The sequence below is a fragment of the Clostridium sp. ZBS15 genome (assembly GCF_023845705.1).
GTDB lineage: Bacteria > Bacillota > Clostridia > Clostridiales > Clostridiaceae > Clostridium > Clostridium aquiflavi.
In genome coordinates this window covers 85,205-91,820 of record NZ_JAMQHY010000009.1, presented here as the reverse complement: position 1 = coordinate 91,820, position 6,616 = coordinate 85,205, and the positions used below count along the sequence as shown (strand labels likewise).

Here is a 6,616-nt window from a genome sequence, read left to right as displayed (position 1 = left end):
ACAAGCAGTAAATGTGACAATACTCATTAAGAGTTCTAAAAGTTCATTTACAATGCCACTTCACCTATTGCATATATCAACATTGTTTTAAAACATAGCCTAGTTTTAAAATATTTCTTTTATGTAATTTAAAATATTAAATTAAGAAATCATGGGTAATAACTTAATTTTAAGAAAATTATCAGTTATTCTAATAAATTTAAAAAATAAATTTGAAGCATTAATTTAATTAATACTAGATTTTAATATTTTTGTAGCTTCATTTTCGCTTATATTTTTAATGACTCTTATTTCATCTATTAGGAATTTGCGTGCTGTGTTTAATATTTGTTTTTCTGTTGAGTTGAGAGCTTTCATCTTATTGATAAGAGTTAAATTATAAAATACATCTACGCTATCTTCCAATAAACCAGATTTTATTTTATTTAAATTTATCTCATATCTTTGTTTAGAAGGAAGATCTATTTCTTCCGGATTAGATGTGTCTTGAATATGATTTAGTATATCTTCTAGTGTATTAATATCATTAATCATACGTAATTTAGAATTAGGTATTCTATCAATAGGTATCATTATTTCTAAACTATTTTTTAACATTTGTATTATACAATATTTTTTTTTCTTACCACAGAAAAGTTTTTCTTCAATTCTTTGAACTATTCCTATTCCTTGCATGGGATAAACAACTTTATCACCAACGTTAAACAAAAAAACACCTCCTTTAATTTATGTGCTTATTTACATTATAACACATTTTATAAAATTTAATCCATTTTTGAAAATATATCGTTTGTATTGAATTACAAAGTAAATATAAAGATAATTACTTAATTTTATATTTTGTAATATATTAATATTTATTCTATATATATTAGTTAATAAAGATAAATCTGTCATTAAAAACAATTGATTAATAAATAAAAGATAGCCCCTTGATTATTTTTGAAAGTTAGTGTAAAATTAAGGTAAATAATTACAAAAATTTACATTTAAGTCATTAAGATTAAAGCCTGAAATATTATAAAGAAAAGGTGGCTATTGGAATGAGAGTTAAATATAAAAAAAACTTTAGATTAGGTGAAAATATAAAAGTAAAAATATCTACAAATGGAAATATAACTATTATAACTAAATATAAGGATAACAATATATCATTAAATAAAAATAGACTAATAGTTTATGGACAAAATGGAGATATAAAAAGACAGAAGCAATTATGGATATTTAAAAAGAAAAAATTAAACTTAAAATCTTTTATTAAGGGAATACAAGAACGAAAAAATAAGTTAAAAAATAAGAGAATAATAGTTAATGAAATAATTAATGAGGATGAGAATTTAATTAAGGGCATAAGAAAATATAAGACTTCAAGATTATTTTTTTGGTGTTTTCTAATTTTGACGTTTATTTTAAGAAGAAATTCAATAGTTCTAATTTCATGTATTATAATATCAATTTATTGCAGTATACAAGCCTTTAATAATATAAAATATAAAAAGGCATACTTGATAGTAAATAATATAAGTAAAGATATATCATTTATGAATTTATATAATGAAGAAAAAGTAAATGAACTATTAGGAGAATTTAGTAAGCGCTATGGTAGTGAAGTTGAAGTATGCATTCAACTAAAAAATGCAGTTAATTGTTTTAAAGAATGTGGTATAAAATTAGCTAATGACTTGAGTAATTTAGAGATAGAGGATGTATCATATTACTTAAAGAATATTAATTTAAGAAAAGAGGAACTCAAAAAAAATAAATACAATAAAAATAACAATAATAATTTAAAAAATAAATTTAATACAAGTAGTAGCAACAATAGAACAATAAATTATGTATCATCATTTGATAATAATTTTAGTAATAAATTAGCGGTTTTGTATAGAAAAGAAGTAGAAAATAGTTTAGATATAAAATCAATTAATAGAGCAATAGAATTTTTTGAAGATGATGAAAATACAAATGAAAAAGGTAGAGAAAAAGCAGTAGTATCTAAGGATGATAATAAATTAACTGTATATTTCTATAAAAAATCTTCTGTATTTTAAAATACTTGTTCAAAATTACTAATAAAAATTATATCAGCATAGCTATTTTATTCCTTATTTTTTAAAACAAACAATTTAATATAGATAAATAATAATAGCTATGCTATTATTATATAGGAAAAAAATATATAAATTTATAAGAATATTTTATATTAAATATAAATTAAACATAATCGATATGGAGGAAATTATATTATGCAAGATATAATGATAATAGGGATAGCCGGAGGAACAGGATCAGGAAAAACTACTTTATCATTGAATATTAAAGAAGAATTTGGTGATGATGTAGTTATACTTTCTCATGATTATTATTATAGATCAAATGATAATATATCATTAGAGGAACGTAAGAAATTAAATTACGATCATCCTAATTCTTTTGAAACTGATCTTCTGATAAAACATCTTAAGATGTTAAGAAATGGAGAAACTATTAATCATCCAGTATATTCATTTGTTGAACATACTAGAACAAGTGAAACAATTATGATCAAGCCTGCAAAAGTAATAATAGTTGAGGGAATATTAATTTTTGAAAATCAAGAATTATGTGACTTGATGGATATTAAAGTATTTGTAGATACAGATGCTGATGTTAGAATCATTAGAAGACTATTAAGAGATGTACAAGAAAGAGGAAGAGATCTTGATTCTGTTATTAATCAATATCTTACTACTGTAAAACCTATGCATGAAGAATTTGTGGACCCTAGTAAAAAAAGAGCTGATATTATAATTCCAGAAGGTGGATGTAATACAGTTGCGCTTAGTATGTTATTAGAAAGAATACGTAGCTTTATTTAAAAAATATTAATAGATAATTTACAATACATAGAATAAAGATCAGATGTTAAAGTTTTATTATTTAACATCTGATCTTTAATTATTCATAACAAAGCCTAATAATTTATATTTTATTTTATAAAAAGTATTATTAAAGATTGAATTATTCCAATAAAACCACCTAAAATAAAGCCTAGTATTTCAATGTGTTTAAGTTCTTTTTTAGCAACAGATATTATTATGCTTTCCAACTTATTCAAATCAAGAAGATTGATTTTTTCTTCAACAATTTTTTCAATATCTATTTTTTCTTTAGCTTTTGCCATAATTGTATTATGTATATCGTTGATAATAGGATTTAATTCAGTATTAATAATTTCATCAATATAGCTTTTAATCATTACATTAAATGGAGCAGGAATGAAATTGATTTTTTCTGATATTACATTTACTATTTTATTTTTTATATATTCATTAAAGTTTTCTTTATCTTCTTCTTTTATTATTTCATTAAATAAATCATCTACTGATAATAATTCATTTGCAATAACTTGCCCAATATTTTTAGCAATTTCTTTTTGTCTTTTTGGTATAAGACCTACAATTTCTATATTAAATATAGGTATTTTTATAGGTTTTATTGGTCTAAATAATAACTTTATAGCTAAAATATTAGTAATCCAACCTATAAGTCCACCAATTAAAGTTAAAAATAATATTGTTATTAAAATGTGTATCATAGTTAAATAACTCCCCCCTATTATTTAATAGTAAAAATACTTAAATAGTATATCATATTAATGTAAAAACTAAAAGTACATAAAAACATGTGTTTTAATTTTAAATATCAGTAATTATGTTTAGAAAAAATATACTCTTTAAAAGTATATTTTAAAGAGTATAGAACAATTTGAAAGTTTATATATTTCCAGAAAGGCAAATATGAAAAAAACGACTGATTTACAGTCGCTTTTTCTTCTTTAGGAAATTATAAAAATATTAAAGTACTCTTTCGGCAATATTAGTAGAGTGATCACCAATCCTTTCAAGATTACTAATCAAATCTAAAAATATTGTACTAGAGTTAGCTGAACATTTTTTTTGATTTAATCTTTTTATATTGCTTTCTCTAAGTGTTTTTTCACAAGTATCTATTTTCAATTCAATTTCTTTTACATGCTTAGCGTTAGTATAATCACTGTTTTCATAACACTTTAAAGCTAAAGTTAAAGCATTAAGAGTCTGCTCATACATACTCATAAGTTCTTCAATAGCATCTTGTGGAATTCTAATATGATCATCAATTTTTTCAGTAGCCAATTCTACTATATTTTTTGCATGATCACCAATTCTTTCTATGTCATTAATTATATGAAAGCTTGTACTTAAAATTTTACTATCAGTATCTGGTAATTCATAATTTGATAATAGAACTAAATAATCTGTTATCTCTTTTTCTAAAGTATTTATTATTTTCTCATTACTATATACTTGTTTTATGTATTCTTCATTTTCAATCAAAAAAGCCTTCATGGCTAATTCTATATTTTTTTGTGCAATTTTACCCATTCTAATTGTTTCATTAACAACTTGTCCAGTTGCTACAATAGGAGTATCTAATAAATTTTTATCCAAATAAATTGATCCATCTGTTTCTAAAGAATCTTTACCAGGTAAGATTTTATTTGCTAATAAAACAAGATATTTTGACAAAGGCAGTAAAACTATTGTACTTGTAATATTAAAAATAGTATGAGCATTTGCAACTTGTCTAGAAACATCTGTAGGGTTAATATATTTTATAAATGAAATTAGTGGATTTATAAATGGAGTAAATATTAATACACCTATAATATTAAAAAAGAGATGTATTAAGCCAGCCTTCCTAGCAGTTTTGTTTCCACCAGCAGAGGCTAAAAGTGCTGTAACACAAGTTCCAATATTGCATCCAAATATAATAGGCAATGCAATATTCATATCAATAGCTCCAGTTGTAGCAAGGGCTATTAAGATACCAGTTGTGGCAGAAGAACTTTGAACTATTGCAGTCATTAAAAGTCCACATAAAACTCCTAAGAGTTTATTATTGCCAACGAGAACTAAAATTTGCGAAAAAATTGATGATTCAGCTAACGGTTTCATAGCATTAGACATAAAATTCATTCCAAGGAATAGTATACCAAATCCTAATATTATGGAAGATATATCTCTATGCTTTTTCTTACTTGTAACTAAGAGTGATATTGAACCGATACCTACAAATAAAGGTGCAATATTATCTAATTTACAAGAAATTAATTGTGCTGTTATAGTTGTTCCGACATTTGCGCCCATGATAATGCCAGTAGCTTGCATAAGATTTATAAGACCAGCATTTACGAAGCTAACAACCATTACTGTTGTAGCACTAGAACTTTGAATTATAGCAGTTACAAGAGCTCCAATAAAAACTCCCATGTATTTATTATTTGTTACTTTTTCTAAAATACCTTTTAATCTTTCACCTGCAACGTTTTCAAGCCCGTCTCCCATGAGCTTCATACCAAAGAGAAATAGCCCCAAGCCCCCAATTAATTCAATAAGCATATTTATACCATTCACACATATCTCTCCTTCGAAATAAAAAAAGTAATTAAGTTTTTATATTTACATATTATAACTTTTAATAAAGGAAAAGTAAAACTAAAAATTGTAAAGTATTTCTCAATCTATAAACTTTAGGTTTTTAATTAAACCATCATGAGCAACATTGGAATTTTCAAAAACCTCTTTTGCATTATATATATAACTTTCAGGATTAGATAATGCAGGACTAAAATGAGTTAAAATTAATTCTTTACATTCTCCATTTTGAGCTAAGGTTGCACTTTCTCTAAATGTCATATGTTTATTTTTTATAGCTTTTTCTATATCTTCATCGCTACCATAAGTACCTTCACAAATAAACAAGTCACTATATTTGATAAAATCAGGAATAGCATTAGTTGGTCTTGTATCAGTTACATATGATATTTTAATGCCTTTACGCTGATTATCAAGAACTAAATCAGGGGTATATATCCTATTATTATAATTTATAGTTTCTTGACTTTGTAGTTTGTTCCATAAAGTTTTAGGTACATTATTTTTAATAGCTTTATCTACAGAAAATCTAGGGAATCTTTTGATATAAAAATTATAACTTAGGCATTTAGCAGAATGTTCAACTTCTAATGAAGATAATATAAGATTACACTTATCATCATTTTCACATAAAGAAGTACCATTTGTATTTATTAAAAATTTTAACTCATTATTTTCTAATTCAATAATTTCTAGTTCGTAAGGAAGATATGGGTTTATAACATTTAAACCATTAACAATTTCTTTAATTCCTTTTGGTCCAACTATTGTAATTTTTTCACTTCTACCACAATTACCTATTGTAGAAAGTAATCCAGGTAATCCTATTGTATGATCGCCGTGAGAGTGAGTTATACAAATTAAATCTAAAGATTTAAACCCCCAACCTATTTTTCTCATGGCAACTTGTGTACCTTCACCACAATCAATTAAAATTTTTCTACCATTTATGTTTATCAAAGTAGAAGATAAAAATTTATCAACCATAGGCATTCCACCTATTGTTCCTAAAGTGCATAGATCAATCATAAAAAACCTCTCCTATCTTTATATAGTAAAAAATTGTCTATATATTATAATAACAAAAAAAATATAAATAATTCTAGTTTTATTTTGTACTATTATTAAAATTTTAATATAATATTCTAGAAAGAATA

Annotated in this window: 6 protein-coding genes; 2 read left to right on the top strand and 4 right to left on the bottom strand. The window is 24.1% G+C overall.

Annotated features, from left to right (window positions below; translation table 11 throughout):
• Window positions 1-225: 225 nt before the first annotated feature.
• Window positions 226-708, bottom strand: a complete 483-nt coding sequence (locus NG904_RS04300; protein WP_252230077.1) for a CarD family transcriptional regulator — start codon at window positions 706-708, stop codon at window positions 226-228.
• A 335-nt stretch (window positions 709-1,043) separates the two neighbouring features.
• On the opposite strand from NG904_RS04300, the gene NG904_RS04295 reads away from it, so the two are divergent.
• Both NG904_RS04295 and udk read left to right on the top strand, forming a co-directional pair.
• A complete protein-coding gene (locus NG904_RS04295; protein ID WP_252230075.1) occupies window positions 1,044-2,051 on the top strand; it encodes a hypothetical protein in 1,008 nt (335 codons plus the stop codon).
• Between the two features lie 195 nt (window positions 2,052-2,246).
• On the top strand, window positions 2,247-2,858 hold the full coding sequence (gene udk, locus NG904_RS04290; protein ID WP_252230073.1) for a uridine kinase: 612 nt from the start codon (window positions 2,247-2,249) through the stop codon (window positions 2,856-2,858).
• Window positions 2,859-2,968: 110 nt separating this feature from the next.
• On the opposite strand, the gene NG904_RS04285 is transcribed toward udk, so the two are convergent.
• The 3 genes from NG904_RS04285 to NG904_RS04275 form a co-directional block, all read right to left on the bottom strand.
• Window positions 2,969-3,577 carry a DUF445 domain-containing protein gene (locus NG904_RS04285; RefSeq protein WP_252230071.1) on the bottom strand — a complete coding sequence of 203 codons (609 nt, stop codon included), beginning with the start codon at window positions 3,575-3,577 and terminating at the stop codon, window positions 2,969-2,971.
• Between the two features lie 259 nt (window positions 3,578-3,836).
• Entirely contained in the window at window positions 3,837-5,438 is a 1,602-nt protein-coding gene (locus NG904_RS04280) for a Na/Pi cotransporter family protein (protein WP_252230069.1), read from the bottom strand.
• Window positions 5,439-5,540: 102 nt separating this feature from the next.
• On the bottom strand, window positions 5,541-6,488 hold the full coding sequence (locus NG904_RS04275) for a ribonuclease Z (protein ID WP_252230067.1): 948 nt from the start codon (window positions 6,486-6,488) through the stop codon (window positions 5,541-5,543).
• Between the last annotated feature and the right edge of the window lie 128 nt (window positions 6,489-6,616).

Bases quoted from the DNA above. Each gene is read 5' to 3' on its own strand.
- NG904_RS04275 (WP_252230067.1), bottom strand. From the start codon at position 6,488: ATGATTGATCTATGCACTTTAGGAACAATAGGTGGAATGCCTATGGTT.
- NG904_RS04285 (WP_252230071.1), bottom strand. From the start codon at position 3,577: ATGATACACATTTTAATAACAATATTATTTTTAACTTTAATTGGTGGA.
- udk (WP_252230073.1), top strand. From the start codon at position 2,247: ATGCAAGATATAATGATAATAGGGATAGCCGGAGGAACAGGATCAGGA.
- NG904_RS04295 (WP_252230075.1), top strand. From the start codon at position 1,044: ATGAGAGTTAAATATAAAAAAAACTTTAGATTAGGTGAAAATATAAAA.